Source organism: Streptomyces sp. NPDC005794 (assembly GCF_042871445.1).
Classification (GTDB): Bacteria; Actinomycetota; Actinomycetes; order Streptomycetales; family Streptomycetaceae; genus Streptomyces.
The window spans coordinates 38,157-58,921 of sequence record NZ_JBIAIN010000031.1 but is presented as its reverse complement, the minus strand read 5'-3'; the positions used below and the strand labels follow the sequence as shown (position 1 = coordinate 58,921).

Here is a 20,765-nt window from a genome sequence, read left to right as displayed (position 1 = left end):
CCCTGCGGGGAGGGTTACTCCCACTCGATCGTCCCCGGCGGCTTGCTCGTCACGTCGAGCACCACGCGGTTGACGTCGGCGACCTCGTTGGTGATGCGGGTGGAGATCTTCGCCAGCGTCTCGTACGGCAGACGCGACCAGTCGGCCGTCATGGCGTCCTCGGAGGACACCGGGCGCAGCACGATCGGGTGGCCGTAGGTGCGGCCGTCGCCCTGGACGCCGACGCTGCGGACGTCCGCGAGCAGGACCACGGGGCACTGCCAGATGTCACGGTCCAGGCCGGCCGCGGTCAGCTCCTCGCGGGCGATGGCGTCGGCCTCGCGCAGCAGGTCGAGCCGCTCCTTGGTGACGTCGCCGACGATGCGGATCCCGAGGCCGGGGCCGGGGAACGGCTGGCGCTGGACGATCTCCTCCGGCAGGCCGAGCTCCTGGCCGACCATCCGGACCTCGTCCTTGAACAGCTGGCGCAGCGGCTCGACGAGCTGGAACTCGATGTCGTCGGGCAGGCCGCCCACGTTGTGGTGGGACTTGATGTTGGCGGTGCCGGTGCCGCCGCCGGACTCGACGACGTCCGGGTAGAGGGTGCCCTGGACGAGGAAGGCGACCTCGGGCCCGTCCTCCTGGAGGATCTCCAGCTGGGCCTGCTCGAAGACGCGGATGAACTCGCGGCCGATGATCTTCCGCTTCTGCTCCGGGTCGGACACACCGGCCAGGGCGTCGAGGAAGCGCTTCTCCGCGTCGACGACCTTCAGCTTCGCGCCGGTCGCGGCCACGAAGTCCTTCTCGACCTGCTCGGTCTCGCCCTTGCGCATCAGACCGTGGTCGACGTACACGCAGGTGAGCTGGGAGCCGATGGCCCTCTGCACGAGGGCCGCGGCGACCGCGGAGTCCACGCCGCCGGAGAGACCGCAGATGGCGCGCTTGGTGCCGACCTGCTCGCGGATCAGGGCGACCTGCTCCTCGACGACGTTGGTCATCGTCCAGTTCGGCTCGATGCCCGCGCCCCGGTAGAGGAAGTGCTCCAGGACCTGCTGGCCGTAGGTCGAGTGCATGACCTCCGGGTGGTACTGGACGCCGTAGAGCTTCTTCTCGTCGTTCTCGAAGGCGGCGACCGGTACGACGTCCGTGGACGCGGTCACGGTGAAGCCCTCGGGGGCGGCGGAGCAGGCGTCGCCGTGCGACATCCAGACCGGCTGCTCGGTGGGCGTGCCCTCGAAGAGGGTGGAGCCGGCCTTGGAGACGGCGAGCGGGGTGCGGCCGTACTCACGGGCGCCGTTGTCGTCGACGGTGCCGCCGAGCGTGGTGGCCATCAGCTGGAAGCCGTAGCACATGCCGAAGACCGGGACCCCGGCCTCGAACAGCGAACGGTCGAGGCTGGGCGCGCCCTCCGCGTACACCGACGACGGACCGCCGGACAGGATGATCGCCCGGGGGTTCTTGGCCAGCATCTCGGCCACCGGCATCGTGGACGGGACGATCTCGCTGTAGACCCGGGCCTCACGGACGCGACGGGCGATGAGCTGGGCGTACTGGGCGCCGAAGTCGACAACCAGGACGACGTCGGTCGTGGTGTCGGGGGCGGCGGGGGGTGCTGCTGGCACGGGGCGGCCTTCCGGCGGTGGAGAGGGGGTCGGTCCTCCCAATTCTACCGGCCGCGGGACGTCGCCCCGCCGGGCTCCCGTCTCACCATCCGGGCCCGGCGTGGCCCCGGGCCCGGGGCGGGGTCCATACTTGCCCCCATGCGTCAGCACACGACCTTCGTCTTTACCTATGGCACCCGGCCCGCCGGCTGCCATGGTCGTGCTGCTTGAGCAACTGACAAGCAACGTTCCAGGCGCCCCGGGCCGACAGGCCCGGGGCGTTCTGGCGTTCCGGGTCCGTCGCTCCCGGGGGCCTCAACCCCACCAGGAGTCACCGATGAACAGCACCGCTCCCACGAAGACCGCCGCCGAGCGGACCGGCGCGCACACCGACGAGGCCGCCGTCCTGATCGGCGGCGCGCGGACGCGCATCGACGCGCTGGACGACCGGATCATCGGCCTGGTCCAGGAACGGATGGCCGTCTCGGCGGTCATCCAGGAGGCGAGGATCACGTCGGGGGGCCGCCGGGTGAACCTCTCCCGGGAGATGGACGTCCTCAGCCACTACAGCGACGCCCTGGGCAAGCCGGGCACGGCCCTCGCCATGACGCTGCTGGAACTGTGCCGCGGCCGGGTGTGACGCACGGCAGGGCTGTACGGCCGCACCCGCGTTCGGGCCCGGTCTCACCCGTACGGCGCGTGACCGGGCCCCGGACGGCTTCGTTGGTCCGGGTGTCCGTGCCAGCCAGGGGCGGCAGCGGCAGGAATCCACGCGTGGCTCCGCCGGGACGTGTGGCGTACCGCAGGTACGTCGTGGGACCACGACCCGGCGTGTGTGACCGGTCGGCAGGGGACAGCGGACCGGTCATCCCCTGTGCGGCCGGCCCCGGGGACGCCCGGGGCCGGCCGCCTTCGGACGCCCTGGGCTGTGGCGAGCGCCACATAAGGATTCTGTGAAGTCGGGGACAACCGTTATGCGGCTTCACGGGTCATGCATGGCGAACACAACGGCTCGTTCCGTCCCCACAACGGCAGGCCCGTTCATCATTTCCGGTACCGCGATCCACGCGGTACCACGGACCCGCTGAGGCCACAGATGAAGCTTCGCCGCACCCTGGCACTCGCTGCCGCCACCGCCGTCATAGGCCCGGTCGTCCTGCTTTCGGCGCCGGCCGCGTTCGCGGACCCCGAGACCACGACGACCGAGAGCCCCTCGGCCACGCCGTCCGAGACGGTGAGCGAGACGCCGTCCGCGCCGGCGTCCCCTGAGAACACCGAGTCCGCCGCGCCGTCCGCGACGGTCACTCCGGAGGCCACGGAGTCGTCCGAGGGCACCACGCCCGGAACGGCTTCCCCGACCCCGACCGCCACCGAGTCCGAGACGGCGCCCGCGACGCCGACGCCCACCGCCTCGGAGTCCGAGGACGAGGACGAGGACGGGGAGGGCGACGAGGAGCTCGGCCAGTGCGAGCCGCGTCCGCTCGAACTCTCCATCAACGGCCTCTCCGGCAAGATCGTCCGGGGCAGCGGCTGGGACCGGTTCACCTTCAACGTCTACAACGACTCGGAAAAGACCGTGAAGAACGTCGCGTTCTTCGCGGGCGCCGCCGCCGACAAGGCCGGCGCGCAGCTCTTCACGACCAAGCAGGTCAAGCTCCAGGCTCTCAACGAGGCGGAGGGCACCTGGGAGGACCTGGAGGACCTGGGCACGTCGTCCGGCTACGTCGGCGAGACCGACGAGATCAAGCCCGGCTACGAGGTCGACATCGACCTGCGCATCAAAGTCGAGGCGAGCGCCCCGGTGGGTGCCGGCTTCAGCCTCGGCGGCGGGCTCGTCTTCGGCGAGGAGCTGGAGGCCGTTCCGTGCTTCACGGACGTCGCCTACAGGTTCCAGATCGTGAAGGCCGGTGACGAGGACGGCACGAAGCCCCAGGAGGGCGGCAAGGTCCCCGTGCCCGACACGAAGCCGGCCGGCGACACCAACAAGGTCACCGGCAGCCTCGCCGAGACCGGTTCGTCCTCCAGCACGTCGGGGATCGCCCTCGCGGGTGGCGCGGCCGTGGTGCTGGGTGCCGGCGCGATGTTCATCGTGCGGCGCCGCAAGAACGCCGCCGCGTGAGGCGCGTCACCGCCAGGTGAGTGAAGGGGCTGCACTCGGAGGGGGGTGCAGCCCCTTCGCGTTCCCCCGCTCAGGACTCGGACGCCGCCGCCCTCGGCGGCACCACCGGTATCCCCAGGAACGGCAGCTTCAGCGCGCCGAACGCCTCCTCCGGCACGGCGGGCGACTTCGGCTGGACCGCGGCCAGCCGCTCGTAGGCCGTGTCCTGCGCCGGACGCGGGTCCGCCTCGCCCTTGTTGGGCCAGAAGGACATCGCGCGTTCCGCCTGCGCCGTGATGGTCAGCGACGGATTGACGCCGAGGTTGGCGGAGACCGCCGAGCCGTCGACGACGGAGATGCCCGGGTGCCCGTACAGCCGGTGGTACGGATCGATGACGCCCTCCTCGGCGCTCGCTCCGATCGGGCAGCCACCGAGGAAGTGCGCGGTGAGCGGGGTGCCCATCAGCTCGCCGATGTTCGATCCGGCGAAGCCGTTGATCTCCTGGGCGAGCAGCGTCGCGCCCTGGGTCGCCTCCGCGATCTGCGTCGGGTTGGGCGCCCCGTGCCCCTGCCGGGCGGTGAGCAGCCCCTTTCCGACACCGCCGGGCTTGCGGTACGCGACCAGGGAGTTGTCCAGCGACTGCATGACCAGGCCGATGATGGTCCGCTCCGACCAGCGCCGGTTGGACAGGGAGCGCATCATGAGCCACGGGTGCCTGGCCACGTTGCCGAACCAGCTCAGCACCCGGTGGGTGCTGTAGGGCACCTGGAGGATGGTCAGCGCGCCCATCGCGTTGGAGCCCTTGCCGTAACGCACCGGCTCGATGTGGGTGTTCTCGTCGGGGTGGATCGACGAGGTGATGGCGACCCCCCGGGTGAAGTCGGCCTTGGCGGTGCCGTGCTTCTTGCGGTAGCGGCGGTCGCTGGTCTGCGCCCCCACCAGCCCTTCGGAGTTGGTACGGGTCAGTTCTCCGAGCCGGGACGACAGCCGGGGCAGCAGTCCGTCGTCCTTCATCGTGTGCAGCAGGGTCTGTGTCCCGTACGTGCCCGCGGCGATGACCACCTTCCGGGCCCGCAGCACGGACGGTGCCGCCTTGCGGCGCCGGTGCGTGGGCACGGTCGACACGCGGTAGCCGCCGTCCGGACCGTCCGTGACGGCGACGACGGACGTCATCGGGTGGATGACGGCGCCGGCCTTCTCCGCCAGGTACAGGTAGTTCTCGTTGAGGGTGTTCTTCGCGCCGTGACGGCAGCCCGTCATGCATTCGCCGCACTGGGAGCATGCCTTGCGGGCGGGGCCCGCGCCGCCGAAGTAGGGGTCGGCCGTCTCCCCGCCGGGCTTCGTGCGCGCCGTGCCGTCGGCGTCCTGGCCGTCGCCGAAGAAGACGCCGACCGGGGCCAGATGGAAGGAGTCGCCGACGCCCATGGTCTCGGCCACGGCCTTGAGGTGGACGTCCGCCGGGGTCACGGTCGGGTTGAGCCGCACCCCGAGCATCCGCTTCGCCTGGTCGTAGTACGGCGCCAGTTCGTCCTTCCAGTCGGTGATGCCGGCCCACTGGCGGTCCTCGAAGAACGGTGTGGGCGGCACGTACAGCGTGTTGGCGTAGTTGAGGGAGCCCCCGCCGACGCCCGCGCCGGCCAGCACCATCACCTTGCCCAGCAGATGCACCCGCTGGATGCCGAACAGGCCGAGCGCCGGGGCCCACAGGTAGTTCTTGATGTCCCAGGAGTTCTTGGGCAGCGTCGCGGGCGTGAAGCGGCGGCCCGCCTCCAGGACGCCGACCCGGTATCCCTTCTCGCTCAGCCGCAGGGCCGAGACCGCGCCGCCGAAGCCCGAGCCGACGACGAGGACGTCGTAGTCGTACGCGTCGTCGTCCGCCGCCGAAGCGGCCGGGCCGGACTGATTCTGGGCATGGCTGTCCTGGGACATGGCTCTCCTCGGTACGAACAGGGCAGGTAGGGGACGGTGAGGGGGCGGCTCAGCGCAGCCGGAAGGCCTTCATCGCCTTGAGGCTGCGGCTCATGAAGGCGGCGTACTTCTCGTCGTCCATCCCGAAGGCCGGGGCCAGGGGGATCAGCCGCTGCTGGGCGACCGTCTGGGCCTCGGTGTACTTCAGGATGCCCTCGGAGCCGTGCCGCCGGCCGAGACCGGAGTCCTTCATGCCACCCATGGGTGACTGGACGCTGCCGTACGCGGGTGCGTACCCCTCGTTGATGTTGACGGTGCCGGTCCGCAGCCGCGCGGCGACGCGGTGGCCACGCCCGGAGTTCTTCGTCCAGACACTGGAGTTGAGGCCGTACGGGGTGGCGTTGGCGAGGGAGACGGCCTCGTCGTCGTCGCTGAAGCGGTAGACGGAGACGACCGGGCCGAAGGTCTCCTCGCCGCAGACCGCCATGGGCGCCTCGACACCGTCGAGGATGGTCGGCTCGTAGAAGAGCGGGCCGATGTCGGGACGGGCGACGCCGCCCGCGACGAGCGTGGCGCCCTTCTCGACGGCTTCGGCCACGTGCCGGCTGACGGTCTCCAGCTGCCGTTCGCCGACGAGGGAGCCCATGTCGGCGCCGTATGCGAGGGAGTTGCCGAGCCGCATGGCCTTCGTGCGGGCGGCGAAGCGCTCCACGAAGTCGTCGGCGACGGACTCGTGGACGTACAGCCGCTCGATGGAGATGCAGAGCTGCCCGGCGGAGGAGAAGCAGGCGCGGACGGCGCCCGCGGCGGCCTTCTCCACATCGGCGTCCTCCAGGACGAGCATGGCGTTCTTGCCGCCGAGCTCGAGGGACACGCCGACGAGCCGGGCGGCGGCGCCCTGGGCGACCTCACGGCCGGTGCGGGTGGAGCCGGTGAACGAGACGTAGTCGGCGCGGCTGACGATCTCGGGGCCGACGACGGGACCCTCGCCCAGGACCACCTGGAACACCTCGGCGGGCAGTCCGGCCTCGACGAGCAGGTCACGGGCCCACAGCGCGGTCAGCGCGGTCTCCGTGTCGGGCTTCATCACGACGGCGTTGCCGGAGACGAAGGCGGGCAGCGCGTCGCCGACGGAGAGTTCGAGCGGGTAGTTCCAGGGGGCGATCTGGCCGATGACCCCACGCGGCTGACGCAGTTCGGTGACCTTGGTGAGGGTCGGGACGACCCCGGTGTGCCGCTTCGGCTTGAGGTAGGAGGTGGCCCTGCGCCCGTAGTGCCGGGCGGAGACTGCGACGGCCAGCACCTCCTCGTGGGCGTGCAGCCGGGCCTTGCCCGTCTCCAGCTGGATGAGGTCGAGGACCTCGGACTGGCGCTGCAGGATCAGGTCGTGGAAGCGGAGCAGCACGGCGGCCCTGGCCCGGACGGGGGTCGCGGCCCAGGAGGACTGGGCCGCGCGGGCGCGCTCGAAGGCGGTGGCGACGTCCTCGGGGGTGGACTCGGGCAGGTCGGCCAGCTTCTCCCCGGTGAAAGGGCTGTGGTTGGCCGTGCGGCCGGAGCCGACGACGTCACGGGTCAGCTGGGCGATCACCTCGGGGGTGACCACGTCGGCGGCGGTACGCGCGCCCGCCGGTGCGGCGGCCACCGGATTGGTGCCGACGCGGGTGCCGGAGGCGGCGGAGGTGGTCGTGGAGGCCTGCGAGTCCGTCATGAGGGCGAGAGTATGTCCACCCGCCCACTTTGGGTACCCGTGGGTAACAGGTTTTCACAGACCCCGCCAGAGACTGCCGCCCCCACCGGCCATACAGCCAGTGATCACTGGCGAGATAACCGCTGATCAGGGGCGATCCGCTGTCCCTCCGAGGAGCGGGCGTCAGAATTCGTGAATCTTCGGGATCACACCTCAGCCCGTCCGCTCCGGCGGTTCCCAGCTGCGCAGCATCGTCTCGAAGAGCTGCCGGTTCTCCTCGCGGTTCCCGTCGGGCCCGGTCATGTAGAGCGCGTACTCCGGACCGCCCGTCTCGGCGAAGTACATCTGGTCGATGCCGTGGCGCGGGCCCGGGTGGTCCTTGGACTCCGTCCAGGTGAACTCCCAGCGGGAGCCGGGACGGTCACGGAAGACGTTCTCCTCCAGCGTCAGCCGCAGGTAGTCCGGCAGGCGCGCGGCCAGGTCCTTCTCGATGCTCTGCATGTGCGCGTACGAGTTCCCGAAGTCGGGCTGCGGATCCAGGCTGATCCGGACACGGTGCGCGCCGTTGTCGGGGGTGTAGTCGATCTGGCCGCTGTTCACCTGCCGCTCCCACCCGTCGGGGACGGCGAGGCTGAAGCCCTCGGGGTCGGTGACCCGCTTCCAGCCGTCGGGTATCTCCTTCTGGACGGGCTCGGCCCCTTCCTCGTCCCCCTCCCCTGCCGGGTCCACGGAGGCGGAGGCGGAGGGGTCCTGCGCCGGTCCTGCGGGACTCCGGTCCGCCGCGCTCCCGCTGTCGCCCCCCGCCTTCATCACGACCAGGCCCGCCGCCCCGCCGATCAGGGCGGCCGCCACGATGACCAGCAGGACGGTGCGCCACCGGCCCCGGCTGCGCCGGGTGGTGGGCTCCGAGGTCTGCGGGGTCGCCGGCGGCGGGGGCAGGGGCTGGGGAAGGTGGGCCGTGGCACCGTCCGGGGTGGAGAAGGCGCGCAGGTCATCCTCGGAGAGCCGCTGCGTCGGCACGTGCGCCTGCGCGGCACGGGGCTTCCGCCCCTCCATCGCGTCCAGCAGCATGCGCTCGGCCTCCTCGGCCGTCGGACGGTCCGCGGGGTCCTTGCGCAACAGCGCGGTGATCACGGGAGCCAGCGCGCCGCCGCGCTGCGGCGGCGGCGGTTCCTCCGCGACGACGGCCTGCATGGTGGAGATCGGGGACGTACGGCGGAAGGGCGAGGTCCCCTCGACGGCCGTGTAGAGCGTGGCACCCAGCGACCAGAGGTCGGACGCGGGGCCCGGGTCGCCGCCGCGCACCCGCTCGGGCGCGAGGTAGTCGATGGAGCCCACCAGCTCACCCGTCCTGGTGATGGTGGAGTCGCCCTCGATCGCGGCAATGCCGAAGTCCGTCAGCAGGACCTGGCCGTCCCTGGCGAGCAGGACGTTGCCCGGCTTCACGTCCCGGTGCAGGACACCGGCGCCGTGCGCCGCCCGCAGGGCGCTCAGCACGTGGAGCCCGATCCTGGCCGCCTCGCGCGGCTCGACCTCGCCCGACTCCTTCGTCGCGTCGGCGAGCGAGGGCCCGTCGACGTACTGCATGACGATCCAGGGCCGGTTGTCGTACTCGATGACGTCATGGACGGTGACGACCCCGGGATGTGTGATCCGGGCCGCCGCGCGCGCTTCCTTCTGCGTACGGGCGTGCAGCACGGCCCGGTCCGCCTCGGCGACGTACAGCCCGGCGGTCAGCTCCTTGACCGCGACGGTCCGGTGCAGCACCTCGTCCTGGGCGCGCCACACCTTGCCCATGCCGCCGCGCCCCAGGACGTCACCCAGTCGGTACCGTCCGGCCAGTACGATTCCCGCGTCCGTGCCCTGCGCGTGTTCCACGTGTGTCCCCGCCCCATTCCTTGGGACGCCAGGTTACGGAGGAGAGGCGGTGCCACGTAACCTCGCATCGCCCACGAGACCGCACTGTGATGCTTGTCGCGTTCCGCTGTCGCTCCGTCAGGACCCCACGCGGTAGGTGGAGATGGCCTGCTCGTAGATGTCGGAGACCTTGTCCCGCTCGCTCTCCGGGCCGATGGCCTGGACGATGTGGTACCTGCCGTCCACGATCATCACCAGGTTACGGACGTACACCTCACGGCCGTCGCTCTCCTGCCACGTGAACTGCCCCTCCGCCATGGCCTGTCGCCCGATGTCGACGCGGCGCAGGCCGGTGGACGTGGCCCAGCTCGAATCCCGGAAGGGCTTCAACTCGGGTTCCTTGTCCCGCTGGTAGGCCAGCGGGTCGTTGCCGTTGGCCTTGACGGTGTCCCGGCCGGGCACGATCAGCACGCTGAACCCGTCGCTGCCGTAACGGACCTGACGGTCGGCGTCGGCCGGACTGCGCTGCCAGTCCTCCGGCACGCCGATCTCGAAGCCTTCGGCGTCCTCGCGCAGCTCGTAGCCTGATGCGAGGGCGGCGGCGGAGCGGCTGGTCTGCGGCTTCTCCGAGCCGGAGGAACCGGAGGAACCGGACGAGCCCGACGAGCCGGAGGACTCCTCCGAGGAGCCCGAGGATGCCGACTCCCTGGCCGACGGGCCGTTGCCGGGCTCCAGGTCCGCCGGTGCGACGGAGTCCGAGGGCGCTGCCCCGGTCTCCACACCGTCCTTGGGCATGAACAGCATGGCGTAGGCGACGGCAGCGGCCATCGCCAGCAGTATCAGCACCAGCAGCAGCCGTCCGAGCCGTCGCGGCGCCCGGCCGCCGGGCTGCGGCTGGCGCAGCACCTTGGGCCCCTTCGGCTCGCGGGGCGCGCGCGGCGGCTTCTCGTACGCCGGCAGCTCCTCGTACGTCTGCTGCTCGTACGTCTGCGGCTGCGCGTACGTCTGCTGCTTGTCGCGGCGCTGCGGCTTTCCCTGACGGTGCCGCCCCGCTCCGCCACGGCCCCGGCGGCGGCGCACCAGCTCGCCCCGGCGGCGTACGACCGGCAGGCGGGTGGCGTCGGCGGGCGGCATCGTGACGATGTCGGCGCCGGCCTCGGGCTCCGGGGCCGAGCGCACGAGCGAGCGCAGCCAGCCGCGCAGCTCCTCGAAGTCGGGGCGTTCCGTGGGGTCCTGGCGCAGCAGCGACTCGACGACGGGCCGCAGCGCACCGCACTCCTCCGCGAAGGCCGGCGGCTCGCCGCAGACCATCTGGACGAGCTCGGCGGCGTTCTCCTCCGGATACGGGGCGTGGCCCTGCACGGCGCGGTAGAGCAGGGCACCGAGCGCCCACAGGTCGGTGGAGGGGCCGATGGGCGGGGCGAGCCGCCAGTTGTCGTGGACCGGTCCCGCCTGCTCGGGCGCCCACCGCTCGGTGACCGCGCCGACGACAGCGATACGGGCCTGCCGGGCGCGCTCGGCGGCGAGGGGGGTGGCCGGGCCCCGGTAGGCGGGGGTGGCGCCGCTTCCGGCGACGACCTCGTCCCATACTCCGGCGGGTCCGCGGGCGGGCACGGGCTGCGGCAGCCGGTCCTGGCGCTCGGCTGATCCGCTGCCGAGGCGCCGGGCGTCGGCGCGCAGCGCGTCCTCGCCGGAACCGCCCGGCCCTCCGGAGCCGCCCGCGGGCACGGGGCGGCCGGCGCCGGGGCCGTCGCCCCAGGTGCCGGCGAGGTGGACACGCCGTCCGGGGGGCCCGAGGTCTTCCGGGCCCTCGTCGTCGTCCTCGTCGTCCTCGTCGTACGGGTACGGGGCGCCTGCCGCCGTGCCCCAACCGCCGGTCAGCTGCGGGGCCCCGGGGTCGGGAGGAGCGGACCGCTCACCGGTCTCCTCGGACTCGTCCGCCTCCGGACCGGCCGCGTGCTCCGCGCTCTTCCGGTCCTCGCCGGCACGGGCCGCGGCGCGGGCCCCCGCACGGTAGGCCGCGATGGCCCCGGCGCGGGCGGCACGCAGCTGCGCCGGACTCCCCTCCGCGGACTCCGCGGTGGGGAGGGCGGGGTGTGCCGCCTCGATCTCGGCGTGGGAGCCGGGAGCCGGTACGCCGTCGGTGGCCGCCCTGGGGGCGGGCAGGCCTTCCGGAGCGGACAGCCCGTCGGGCCCGGGGACCACCGCGCCCTGCTCGTACGGCACGGACTCGTAGGGCACGGACTCGACCGCCGAAGGGTCGTACGGCCCGGTGGGGCCCGACTCGACCGCGGGGGGCCCGTAGGGGTCCTCGTCGTCCGGCTGCGGTGCCGGGACGTAGCCGCACAGCGCCTCCTCGGCGGCGCCCGCCGCGAGACCTGTCAGCACGACGCGGCCGTCGTCGCAGACCAGCACCGTGCGGACCGTGATGTTGCGGTGGGTCCAGCCGTGCGCGTGCAGCACCCGCAGCGCCGTGAGCACGTCGGAGCCGATCTCGGCGGCCCGGTAGGGGTTGAGGGGCCGCTCCGCGAGGAGTGCGGCGAGCGGCCGGGCGGCGACCAGTTCACTCACTATCCAGAGCGATCCCGCCTCGGCGAACACATCGAACACCTGGTCCAGGCGCGGATGGTCGGGCACCTGGGCCGCCGCCTGCGCGGCCTCGATCGCGCGCCGGACCGCGGGGTCCGTGGGCCGCCGCACCGTACGCCCGGTGGCGCGCCGGGCCGAGGGCAGGCCGTCGCCGTCGAGCACCTCCGCGTCCACGACCTCCGGCAACGGCACCTGACGCACCAGGACTTCTTGTCCGCTGTACGTATCGAACGCCCGGGTCTCGACCAGTTCGTACGCGTCGGACGGGGGCAGCGGAAGGCGGTAGCGGTCGGCAAGCACCCGACCCGCGTAGTCGTCCACGACGCCTCCCCACAGCGCGCTGTTCCCCCGGTCACCGAGACCGTATGTATCCGACGAACGCGGTCACTCGCTGTGCAATCGACCATGCATTCCGGCTGCGTCCGGTTCTCGGTCTCTCACCATACGTGGCAAGTCGCGGCCGCGCGGCCGGTCAAGGCAACCCGGCCCCCCGGGCAGGTCAGTCGGTCGGAGCGAAGGTGGCGTGCGCCGTTTCGCGCAGCGTCCGGCACTCCTCGTCGTCCCAGGCGTCCGCCTTGCAGCTGATCATGATCGAGTAGCCGTGGGTGGCATCGACCTTGAAGCCCCGGTTGAGCACCCGGACCCGCATGCCCTGCTGGTTGCGTGTGAACTCCCAGTCGGCGACGGTCGGGTAGCCGTTGTACTCGACCTTCCTGATCCCGATGTGCTTGTAGCCGTTGCTGAGGCTCTTGGTGGCCGCGACCGCCCCGGCCCAGGCTGCTGCCGCGTCGTCCTTCGGGGAGGAGTTGTAGTCGACCTGGACGCGGGGGAAACCACCGCCGGCGTTGTAGATGGCGCCCGAGTTCTGTCCCGCTATTTTGTCGAACGTGAAATTCCCGGGCATCGCCATGGCGAAGTGGAACTGCTCGTTGGTGACCGTCCTGTACCCGGCGGGCAGCGCGTTCGGGTCCGGGGCCGGCTCCTCGGTCTCCGGCGAGGGCGACGTGTCGCCGGACGCCTCACCCTTGTCCTGCCCCTGGCCGTCCTTGCCGCCGTCCTGGGTACTGTCCTCGTCCTTGCCCGAGCCTCCGCCGGAGGCGGGCTCGGCGTCGCCACCGGCCGTCGCGCCGGCCGACGCGGTGGTGTCGCCCTTGGAGCCACCGCCCTCGTTGCCCGCGTCGTCGTCGCCGAGCGTGAGCGCCAGGACCGTGCCGAGGACGGCGAGCACGACGACACCGGCGATGACCGCCAGCGTGCGGCGCGGCACGACATCGGTGATCGACGCGCGGGTCACGGCCGGACGGCCGGGCGGCACGGCGGACCCGGAGGCCGACGCCATGGCGGCCGGGGTGCCCGGCGCCGGGGGAACGGCGGACTTCGCGTTGCGCACGGACCGCAGCGCGCCGCGCAGCCGGTCCCGGGTGCTCTCCGCGAGGCCGGACGCGCCGACCGGAGTGGTGGCCGACGACGAACCGGAAGAGGAACCGGCAGCCTGGCCCGCGGCGCCGGAGTCACCGGTGGCCGGTCTCCCGGAGCCCGCGACGGCCCCGGACCCGCCGACGTCACCTGCCTGGGCGGATGCGGCGGCGACGGATGCGGCCGCGGCGGCCTTCCTGCCACCGCCCTTGCTGCTCCTGCCGCCCTTGTCGCTCTTGTCGCTCCTGGACTCACCGATCGTGGGCAGCGCCATGATCTGGGTGGAGTCGGCCGGGGGCGCGACGGGCTTTTCCGGAGCGTTGATCACCGCGTTGAGCAGGACGCGCGCCCCGGCGTCGTCCAGCCGCTGGTCGGGGTCCCTGTCGAGCAGGCCGTAGATGACCTCCTCCAGCGGCCCCGCGTTCGCCGGCTGCTCGACCGGCTCCGTCATCACTGCCGTCAGCGTGGCGATGGCCGAACCCTTGTCGTACGGCGGGCGGCCCTCGACGCTCGCGTACAGCAGCCCGCCCAGCGACCACAGGTCGGCGGGCGGCCCGGGCTTGTGACCCCGGGCCCGCTCGGGCGAGATGTAGGAGGGTGCGCCGACGAGCATGCCCGTCGAGGTGACGGAGGGGTCGCCCTCGACCTGGGCGATCCCGAAGTCGGTCAGGACGACCCGCCCGTCCTCCGAGATCAGCACGTTGGACGGCTTCACGTCGCGGTGCAGGATGCCCTCACGGTGCGCCGAGCGCAGTACGTCGAGAATGGCGAGGCCGACCTCCGCCGCGCGCCTCGGCGTCAGCGTCCCGTCCTCACGGATCACCTCGGCGAGTGACTTGCCCTCGATGAGCTCCATGACGATCCACGGCCGGTCGTCCTCGTCGACGACGTCGTAGACCGTCACCGCGCTGGTGTTGCGGATCCTCGCGATCGCCTTCGCCTCACGCAGGGTTCGCGTGATGAGACGCCGCTTCTCCTCCTCGTCGATGGCCGACGGGAACCGCAGTTCCTTGACCGCGACCGTGCGGCCCAACGTCTCGTCGGCAGCACGCCAGACCGTGCCCATGCCGCCCCGGCCGAGCACCTCCCCGAGGCGGTACCGCCCCGCGAGGAGACGTCCGTCCTTGTCCCGTTGGGGCTCCCGCGCCTGCTCCGCCTCCGACATGCGTCCCCTCTGCGATCAACCCGCCCTGGCAGAGCGTTCATTGTCCCTCACCCCTGGACCGGTCATCGTCCCGGGTCCGGGGTCGGCCATGATGTGGCCGGAGGAAGGAACACCCCGCCATGCCGATATTCAGGGCGCTGCTCGCCGCCCCGCTGGTGCTGACTCTGCTCGCCGTGGGAAGCGCGTGCCTGCCCAGCGAACCACACCTCAGGACCGCATCGTCCTACCTCCCCCGGCTCGTCGTCGAGGGCCACGCCCCGGCAGCCGCCTTTCTGGCACGCCGCGACACGACCGGCGGTGCGGAGTCGTACAGCTCCACGGGGCCCGGAATGGGGGCGTCCGACCGCTTCCGGGCAGGCAGCATCACCAAGACGTTCGTCGCGGCGGTCGTCCTCCAACTCGCCGGGGAGGGCGGTATCCGGCTGGAGGACAGCGTCGAGACGTATCTGCCGGGTCTCGTGCGCGGCCACGGGAACGACGGCTCCGCCATCACCCTGCGCGCACTGCTGACCCACACCAGCGGTCTCTACGACTACTCCACGGCCCTGCCCGCCGCGGACCCGGCACTCACGGGCGCCGCCGGTCCGTCGGCGCAGCCGCTCACCCCCGCCGCCGCGGTCCGAACGGCCATGGCCCGCCCTCCGGTGGCGGAGCGCGGCTCGTACGCGTACTCCAACACCAACTACGTCCTGCTCGGCCTGGTCGTCCAGCGCGTCACCGGCCATTCCTACGCCACCGAGATACGGCACCGCGTACTCACCCCCCTCCGGCTGACCGGCACCTCCCTGCCGGGCGCCCGCGCCACCCTGCCCCTCCCGCACTCCCGCGGCTACCACCGCTCCGCCGTGGACGGGACGTTGCGCGACGTCACGGTCCTCGATCCGCGGATCGCGGGCGCCGCGGGGGAGCTGGTCTCCACCCTGGCCGACCTGGACAGCTTCTACGCGGCACTGCTGGGTGGCCGGCTGCTACCGCCCGCCCAGCTGGCCACGCTCCTCAACACCCGTGCCGCGCAGGGCTCGTACGGTATGGGCATCTATCCGCAGAAACTCTCCTGCGGCACGACCGTCTGGGGGCACAACGGGCACATCACCGGGAGTTACGTCCGGACCGCCGCGACCCGCGACGGCCGTCACGTCCTCACCTTCCGGGTCAACACCGACACACCACCCGGCGGGGACCTCGAAGCGGGACTTCTGGAGGCGGAGTTCTGCCCGCCCGACCGCCCTCAGAGCCTCTCGGTCCCTCAGCGGGGCACGATGTCCGGTGCCCCCAGCCGCGCCGCGTCCGCCGTCAGGTCGTCCGGCTGCCGCTGGGACTCCCGCTCCGCCTCCACCCGCTTGCGGTAGTGCTCCACCTCCCGTTCGACCTGGCCCGTGTCCCAGCCGAGCACCGTCGCCATCAGGTCCGCGCACTCCCGGGCGCAGCGGGTACCCCGGTCGAAGGTCTCGATGGAGATCCGGGTGCGCCGCGTCAGGACGTCGTCGAGGTGCCGGGCGCCCTCGTGCGAAGCGGCGTAGACGACTTCGGCCCGCAGGTAGTCCTCGGCGCCCGTCAGCGGATCACCGAGCGAGGAGTCGCCCTGGACGAGCTCAAGGAGCTCCTCGGTCATCGAGCCGTACCGGTTGAGCAGATGCTCCACCCGGACGACGTGCAGACCGGTGCGGGCGGCGATCCTGGCGCGGGCGTTCCACAGGGCGCGGTAGCCCTCGGCGCCCAGCAGCGGGATGTCCTCCGTGACACAGTCCGCCACCCGCTGGTCCAGCGCGTGCACGGCCTCGTCGACGGCGTCCTTCGCCATCACCCGGTACGTGGTGTACTTGCCGCCCGCCACGACGACGAGCCCGGGCGCCGGGTGGGCCACCGTGTGCTCACGGGAGAGCTTGCTCGTGGCGTCCGACTCGCCGGCCAGCAAGGGGCGGAGTCCCGCATAGACGCCCTCGACGTCGTCCCTGCCCAGCGGGGTGTTCAGCACCGAGTTCACGTGCTCGAGCAGATAGTCGATGTCGGCACTGGAGGCTGCCGGATGGGCCTTGTCCAGGTCCCAGTCGGTGTCGGTGGTGCCGATGATCCAGTGCCGCCCCCACGGGATCACGAAGAGCACGGACTTCTCGGTCCGCAGGATGAGCCCGGTCGAGGAGTGGATGCGGTCCTTGGGCACGACGAGGTGGATACCCTTCGACGCCCGGACGTGGAACTGCCCGCGCTCGCCGATCAGCGCCTGGGTGTCGTCCGTCCACACCCCGGTCGCGTTGACCACCTGCTTGGCCCTGACCTCGTACTCCCCGCCGCCCTCGACGTCCTGCACCCGCGCGCCGACGACCCGCTCGCCCTCCCGCAGGAAGCCGGTCACCCGCGCCCTGTTGGCGACGTGCGCGCCGTAGCCCGCGGCCGTGCGCACCAGGGTCGCCACATAGCGCGCGTCGTCCATCTGGGCGTCGTAGTACTGCAGCGCTCCGACCAGGGCGTCCTTCTTGAGCGCGGGGGCGACCCGCAGGGCGTGGCGGCGGGAGAGGTGCCGGTGCACGGGCAGTCCGCGGCCGTGGCCCGAGGACACCGACATCGCGTCGTACAGCGCGACGCCAGAGCCGGCGTACAACCGCTCCCAGCCCTTGTGCTGCAAGGGATAGAGGAAGGGAACGGGCTTCACCAGGTGCGGCGCCAGCCGCTCCAGCAGGAGCCCGCGCTCCTTCAGCGCCTCCCGTACGAGCGCGAAGTCCAGCATCTCCAGATAGCGCAGCCCGCCGTGGATCAGCTTGCTCGACCTGCTGGACGTGCCGGACGCCCAGTCGCGTGCCTCGACCAGCCCGGTCGTGAGCCCTCTGGTGGCCGCGTCCAGCACGGTCCCGGCGCCGACCACGCCCGCTCCCACGACCAGCACGTCCAGTTCGCGCTCGGCCATCGCGGTCAGCGCCTCGGCGCGCTCCGCGGGTCCCAGTGTCGCTGTCCTCACTGCTGCCTCCCGGTAGTCCCGGTGCGTCGGGGTGGTACGGCACGGGGCGGGGACCGGCCGGAGGGCCGGGCGCCCGTGCCCACCCCTCGATTCTGTCCGCGGTCCACGACTTCAGCCACCGCCTGTGGACAACACCCGCCCCACAAGAGTCACAGAATCCGACATATAGGTCATATTTACGCCTAGTCTGACATAGCGCTGTCCACAGCAGTTGCGCTTTCTGTCTCCTGGCCTTAGGGAAAGGACGGCCCACATGCCCGCAGACCTCGCCGTCATCGGACTCGGTCACCTCGGCCTGCCCCTCGCGCAAGCAGCCGTCGGCGTGGGAATCCACACGGTCGGTTACGACACCGACCCACGCCCCTTCGCCGAACTCTCCGCGGGCCGTACGCCGGTCGAGGGATCCCTCAGCGCCTCCGACATCCGACGGATGGTCGCGGGCGGCTTCCGGCCCACCGCCGACCCGGCCGAGCTGGGCCGGGTGCGCACCGCCGCGATCTGCGCCCCCACCCCCCTGGGGCCGGACCGCACCCTCGACCTCGGTGCCGTGACCGACGCGGCACGGGCCCTGGCCGCCCGGCTGCGGCCGCACACCACCGTCCTGGTGGAATCAGCCGTGCCGCCCGGCACCACCGAGAGCGTCGTGCGCCCCCTGCTGGAGGAGGGCTCCGGACTGCGGGCCGGACGGGACTTCCACCTCGCCCACTCGCCCGGCCGCCTCGACCCCGGCAACCGCACCCATGTGTACGGCAACACCCCGAAGGTCATCGGCGGCCTCACCCCCGCCTGCACCGAATCGGCCGCCGCCTTCTACGGACGCCTCACCGACAAGGTCGTCCGGGCCCGCGGGCCGCGCGAGGCGGAGATGACGAAGGTCCTCGAAACCAACTTCCGGCACGTCAACATCGCCCTGGTCAACGAGATGGCGGTGCTCTGTCACGACCTCGGCGTCGACCTCTGGGACGTCATCAGGTGTGCCGAGACCAAGCCGTTCGGCTTCGAACCGTTCCGCCCCGGCCCCGGCGTCGGCGGCCACGGCGCCCCGGTGGACCCCGGCTACTTCCCGTACAACAGCCGTACGCCCGGCCACCCGTTGCGCATGGTCTCGCTGGCCAAGGAGATCAACGACCGGATGCCCAGCTATGTGATCCAGCGCTGCGCGACCCTGCTGAACGAGCACGGCAAGTCCGTCCGGGGGGCCAGGGTCCTGTTGCTCGGCGTCACGTACAAGCCCGATCTCGCCGACCAGGAGGCCTCGCCCGCCCGCGAGATCGCGACCCGGCTGATGGACATGGGTGCCCAGATCGGTTACCACGACCCTCACGTCCTGGACTGGCGGGTGCGCGACCTGCCCGTCCCGCGCGCCGACTCCCTCTACGAGGCCGCCGCCGGAGCCGATCTGACGGTGCTTCTCCAGCACCACCGCACGTACGACCTCCAGGGCCTCGCGGTGAAGGCCCAGCTCCTCCTGGACACCCGGGGAGCCACCCCGGCGGGGGCCGCTCACCGCCTGTGACACCCACCTGGGAAGGCCCGCCGGGATGACCGGTGGGCCCTGTCGGCGCGGGCTGCTAGCCTGCGGCGTCACTTCTCGCGCACCAGTGCGTACGTCCCAGGGGGAACACGATCATGAGCCAGCCCGTACAGCCGCCGAACCCACCGCAGCAGCCCTACGGCGGTCAGCCCGCCGACGGCAACCCGTACGCGGCGCAGCAGCAGCAGCCCGGCAACCCGTACGCGGCGCAGCAGCAGCCCGGCGCCCCGACGGGCAACCCGTTCGCGGGCCAGCAGGGCCAGCCGGGCCAGCAGCCCGGACAGTTCGGCGGCGGACAGTTCGCCGGCGGCCCGTTCCCGCCCGCCCCGCAGGCAGCCGGCAACAAGGTCGGCCTCGGCGTGCTGGCCGCCCTGGGCGCCGCGATCGTGGCCGCCGTCCTCTACGGTGTGCTCGCCGGTTCCATCGAGCGTGAGGTCGGCTACGCGGCCATCGGTGTCGGCTTCCTGACCGGTTTCGTCGGGAGCAAGGTCGGCGGCTCCCACCCCGCCGTCCTCGGCGCCGGTGTCGTCTTCTCCCTGGGCGCCGTCTTCCTCGGCCAGCTCGTCGGCATGTCGATGATCCTCGCGGACGGCCTGGGCGTCGGCTTCTCCGAGGTCTTCTTCGACCACTTCGGTGACGTCTTCGACATCTGGAAGGAGGAGGCCGACTTCATGACGTACCTCTTCCTCCTCCTGGGCCCGGTGGCCGCCTTCGGTGGCGCCAGGCGCGCCGGCTGACACCAGGCGGCACACGCGCGACGGCCCGGACCACAGGAAGTGGTCCGGGCCGTCGCGCGTGCTGCGCGGGAGATCAGCGGCGGTGCTGCGAGTCCGCCACCGTCACCTCGACGCGCTGGAACTCCTTGAGGTCGCTGTAGCCCGTGGTGGCCATCGCCCGGCGCAGCGCGCCGAAGATGTTCATCGAGCCGTCGGGGCTGTGCGAGGGTCCGGTCAGGACCTCCTCGGTCGTACCGACGGAGCCCAGGTCGACCAGCTTGCCGCGCGGCACGTCCTCGTGGACGGCCTCCATGCCCCAGTGCCGGCCGCGGCCCGGCGCGTCCGTGGCACGGGCCAGCGGGGAGCCCATCATCACGGCGTCCGCACCGCAGGCGACGGCCTTCGGGATGTCTCCGGACCAGCCGACGCCGCCGTCCGCGATGACGTGCACGTACCGGCCGCCGGACTCGTCCAGGTAGTCACGGCGGGCCCCGGCCACATCGGCCACCGCGGTCGCCATCGGGACCTGGATGCCGAAGACGTTGCGCGTGGTGTGCGCGGCGCCGCCGCCGAAGCCGACGAGGACACCGGCCGCGCCGGTGCGCATCAGGTGGAGGGCGGCGGTGTAGGTGGCGCAGCCGCCGACGATGACCGGGACGTCCAGCTCGTAGATGAACTGCTTCAGGTTGAGCGGCTCGGCCGCGCTCGAGACGTGCTCGGCGGAGACCGTCGTACCGCGGATGACGAAGATGTCCACGCCCGCGTCGACGACCGCCTTGGAGAACTGCGCGGTGCGCTGCGGCGAGAGCGCGGCGGCGGTGACGACACCGGAGTCGCGCACCTCCTTGATGCGCCGGCCGATCAGCTCCTCCTGGATGGGGGCGGAGTAGATCTCCTGGAGCCGCGGGGTGGCGGCCTCCACGGGCATCTCGGCGATCTCGTCGAGGAGCGACTGCGGGTCCTCGTGCCGGGTCCACAGCCCCTCGAGGTTGAGGACGCCGAGGCCGCCCAGCTCGCCGATGCGGATGGCGGTCTGCGGGGAGACCACCGAGTCCATGGGGGCGGCCAGGAACGGCAGCTCGAAACGGTAGGCGTCGATCTGCCAGGCGATCGAGACCTCCTTCGGGTCCCGGGTGCGGCGGCTCGGTACGACAGCGATGTCGTCGAATGCGTAAGCCCGGCGGCCGCGCTTGCCGCGCCCGATCTCGATCTCAGTCACGATGTGTGGCCTTTCCCTCTACGTCTGCGCTGACCAGTATCC

Annotated in this window: 13 protein-coding genes; 5 read left to right on the top strand and 8 right to left on the bottom strand. The window is 72.0% G+C overall.

Annotated features, from left to right (window positions below):
• Window positions 1–14 precede the first annotated feature (14 nt).
• Window positions 15–1,601 carry a glutamine-hydrolyzing GMP synthase gene (guaA, locus tag ACFYQ5_RS34195; RefSeq protein WP_389203274.1) on the bottom strand — a complete coding sequence of 529 codons (1,587 nt, stop codon included), beginning with the start codon at window positions 1,599–1,601 and terminating at the stop codon, window positions 15–17.
• A gap of 316 nt (window positions 1,602–1,917) precedes the next feature.
• On the opposite strand from guaA, the gene ACFYQ5_RS34190 reads away from it, so the two are divergent.
• Window positions 1,918–2,220, top strand: coding sequence for a chorismate mutase (locus ACFYQ5_RS34190; protein ID WP_389203272.1), 303 nt, complete (start codon window positions 1,918–1,920; stop codon window positions 2,218–2,220).
• A gap of 456 nt (window positions 2,221–2,676) precedes the next feature.
• On the top strand, window positions 2,677–3,699 hold the full coding sequence (locus tag ACFYQ5_RS34185) for an LAETG motif-containing sortase-dependent surface protein (protein ID WP_389203270.1): 1,023 nt from the start codon (window positions 2,677–2,679) through the stop codon (window positions 3,697–3,699).
• A 70-nt stretch (window positions 3,700–3,769) separates the two neighbouring features.
• Here the strand turns inward: ACFYQ5_RS34185 and ACFYQ5_RS34180 are convergent, their stop codons facing one another.
• The 5 genes from ACFYQ5_RS34180 to ACFYQ5_RS34160 form a co-directional block, all read right to left on the bottom strand.
• Window positions 3,770–5,608, bottom strand: a complete 1,839-nt coding sequence (locus ACFYQ5_RS34180; protein WP_389203268.1) for a GMC oxidoreductase — start codon at window positions 5,606–5,608, stop codon at window positions 3,770–3,772.
• Window positions 5,609–5,657: 49 nt separating this feature from the next.
• Window positions 5,658–7,295 carry a succinic semialdehyde dehydrogenase gene (locus tag ACFYQ5_RS34175; RefSeq protein ID WP_389203267.1) on the bottom strand — a complete coding sequence of 546 codons (1,638 nt, stop codon included), beginning with the start codon at window positions 7,293–7,295 and terminating at the stop codon, window positions 5,658–5,660.
• A 192-nt stretch (window positions 7,296–7,487) separates the two neighbouring features.
• On the bottom strand, window positions 7,488–9,152 hold the full coding sequence (locus tag ACFYQ5_RS34170; protein ID WP_389203265.1) for a protein kinase: 1,665 nt from the start codon (window positions 9,150–9,152) through the stop codon (window positions 7,488–7,490).
• A 117-nt stretch (window positions 9,153–9,269) separates the two neighbouring features.
• Window positions 9,270–12,041 (bottom strand): protein kinase, encoded by a 2,772-nt coding sequence (locus tag ACFYQ5_RS34165; protein WP_389203264.1) that lies wholly within the window; start codon window positions 12,039–12,041, stop codon window positions 9,270–9,272.
• Window positions 12,042–12,219: 178 nt separating this feature from the next.
• Window positions 12,220–14,301: a protein kinase gene (locus ACFYQ5_RS34160; protein ID WP_389203262.1), complete on the bottom strand. Its 2,082-nt coding sequence runs from the start codon at window positions 14,299–14,301 to the stop codon at window positions 12,220–12,222.
• A 119-nt stretch (window positions 14,302–14,420) separates the two neighbouring features.
• Here ACFYQ5_RS34160 and ACFYQ5_RS34155 point away from each other — a divergent pair, with 119 nt between their 5' ends.
• A complete protein-coding gene (locus tag ACFYQ5_RS34155) occupies window positions 14,421–15,650 on the top strand; it encodes a serine hydrolase domain-containing protein (protein ID WP_389203261.1) in 1,230 nt (409 codons plus the stop codon).
• On the opposite strand, the gene ACFYQ5_RS34150 is transcribed toward ACFYQ5_RS34155, so the two are convergent.
• The gene (locus ACFYQ5_RS34150) at window positions 15,548–17,254 is read right to left on the bottom strand and encodes a glycerol-3-phosphate dehydrogenase/oxidase (protein ID WP_389203260.1); all 1,707 of its coding nucleotides are present in this window, start codon (window positions 17,252–17,254) and stop codon (window positions 15,548–15,550) included. The genes ACFYQ5_RS34155 and ACFYQ5_RS34150 overlap by 103 nt on opposite strands.
• Window positions 17,255–17,507: 253 nt before the next feature.
• Between ACFYQ5_RS34150 and ACFYQ5_RS34145 the strand changes: the two genes are divergently transcribed.
• Both ACFYQ5_RS34145 and ACFYQ5_RS34140 read left to right on the top strand, forming a co-directional pair.
• The gene (locus ACFYQ5_RS34145) at window positions 17,508–18,770 is read left to right on the top strand and encodes a nucleotide sugar dehydrogenase (protein WP_389203258.1); all 1,263 of its coding nucleotides are present in this window, start codon (window positions 17,508–17,510) and stop codon (window positions 18,768–18,770) included.
• 113 nt (window positions 18,771–18,883) lie between these two features.
• A complete protein-coding gene (locus ACFYQ5_RS34140; protein ID WP_389203256.1) occupies window positions 18,884–19,525 on the top strand; it encodes a hypothetical protein in 642 nt (213 codons plus the stop codon).
• A gap of 73 nt (window positions 19,526–19,598) precedes the next feature.
• Here the strand turns inward: ACFYQ5_RS34140 and ACFYQ5_RS34135 are convergent, their stop codons facing one another.
• A complete protein-coding gene (locus ACFYQ5_RS34135) occupies window positions 19,599–20,723 on the bottom strand; it encodes a GuaB3 family IMP dehydrogenase-related protein (protein WP_389203254.1) in 1,125 nt (374 codons plus the stop codon).
• Window positions 20,724–20,765 lie beyond the last annotated feature (42 nt).

What these genes read in the sequence shown, in the direction of transcription:
- ACFYQ5_RS34190 (WP_389203272.1), top strand. Translation starts at nt 1,918, where the DNA reads ATGAACAGCACCGCTCCCACGAAGACCGCCGCCGAGCGGACCGGCGCG.
- ACFYQ5_RS34185 (WP_389203270.1), top strand. Translation starts at nt 2,677, where the DNA reads ATGAAGCTTCGCCGCACCCTGGCACTCGCTGCCGCCACCGCCGTCATA.
- ACFYQ5_RS34180 (WP_389203268.1), bottom strand. Translation starts at nt 5,608, where the DNA reads ATGTCCCAGGACAGCCATGCCCAGAATCAGTCCGGCCCGGCCGCTTCG.
- ACFYQ5_RS34175 (WP_389203267.1), bottom strand. Translation starts at nt 7,295, where the DNA reads ATGACGGACTCGCAGGCCTCCACGACCACCTCCGCCGCCTCCGGCACC.
- ACFYQ5_RS34160 (WP_389203262.1), bottom strand. Translation starts at nt 14,301, where the DNA reads ATGTCGGAGGCGGAGCAGGCGCGGGAGCCCCAACGGGACAAGGACGGA.
- ACFYQ5_RS34155 (WP_389203261.1), top strand. Translation starts at nt 14,421, where the DNA reads ATGCCGATATTCAGGGCGCTGCTCGCCGCCCCGCTGGTGCTGACTCTG.
- ACFYQ5_RS34145 (WP_389203258.1), top strand. Translation starts at nt 17,508, where the DNA reads ATGCCCGCAGACCTCGCCGTCATCGGACTCGGTCACCTCGGCCTGCCC.
- ACFYQ5_RS34140 (WP_389203256.1), top strand. Translation starts at nt 18,884, where the DNA reads ATGAGCCAGCCCGTACAGCCGCCGAACCCACCGCAGCAGCCCTACGGC.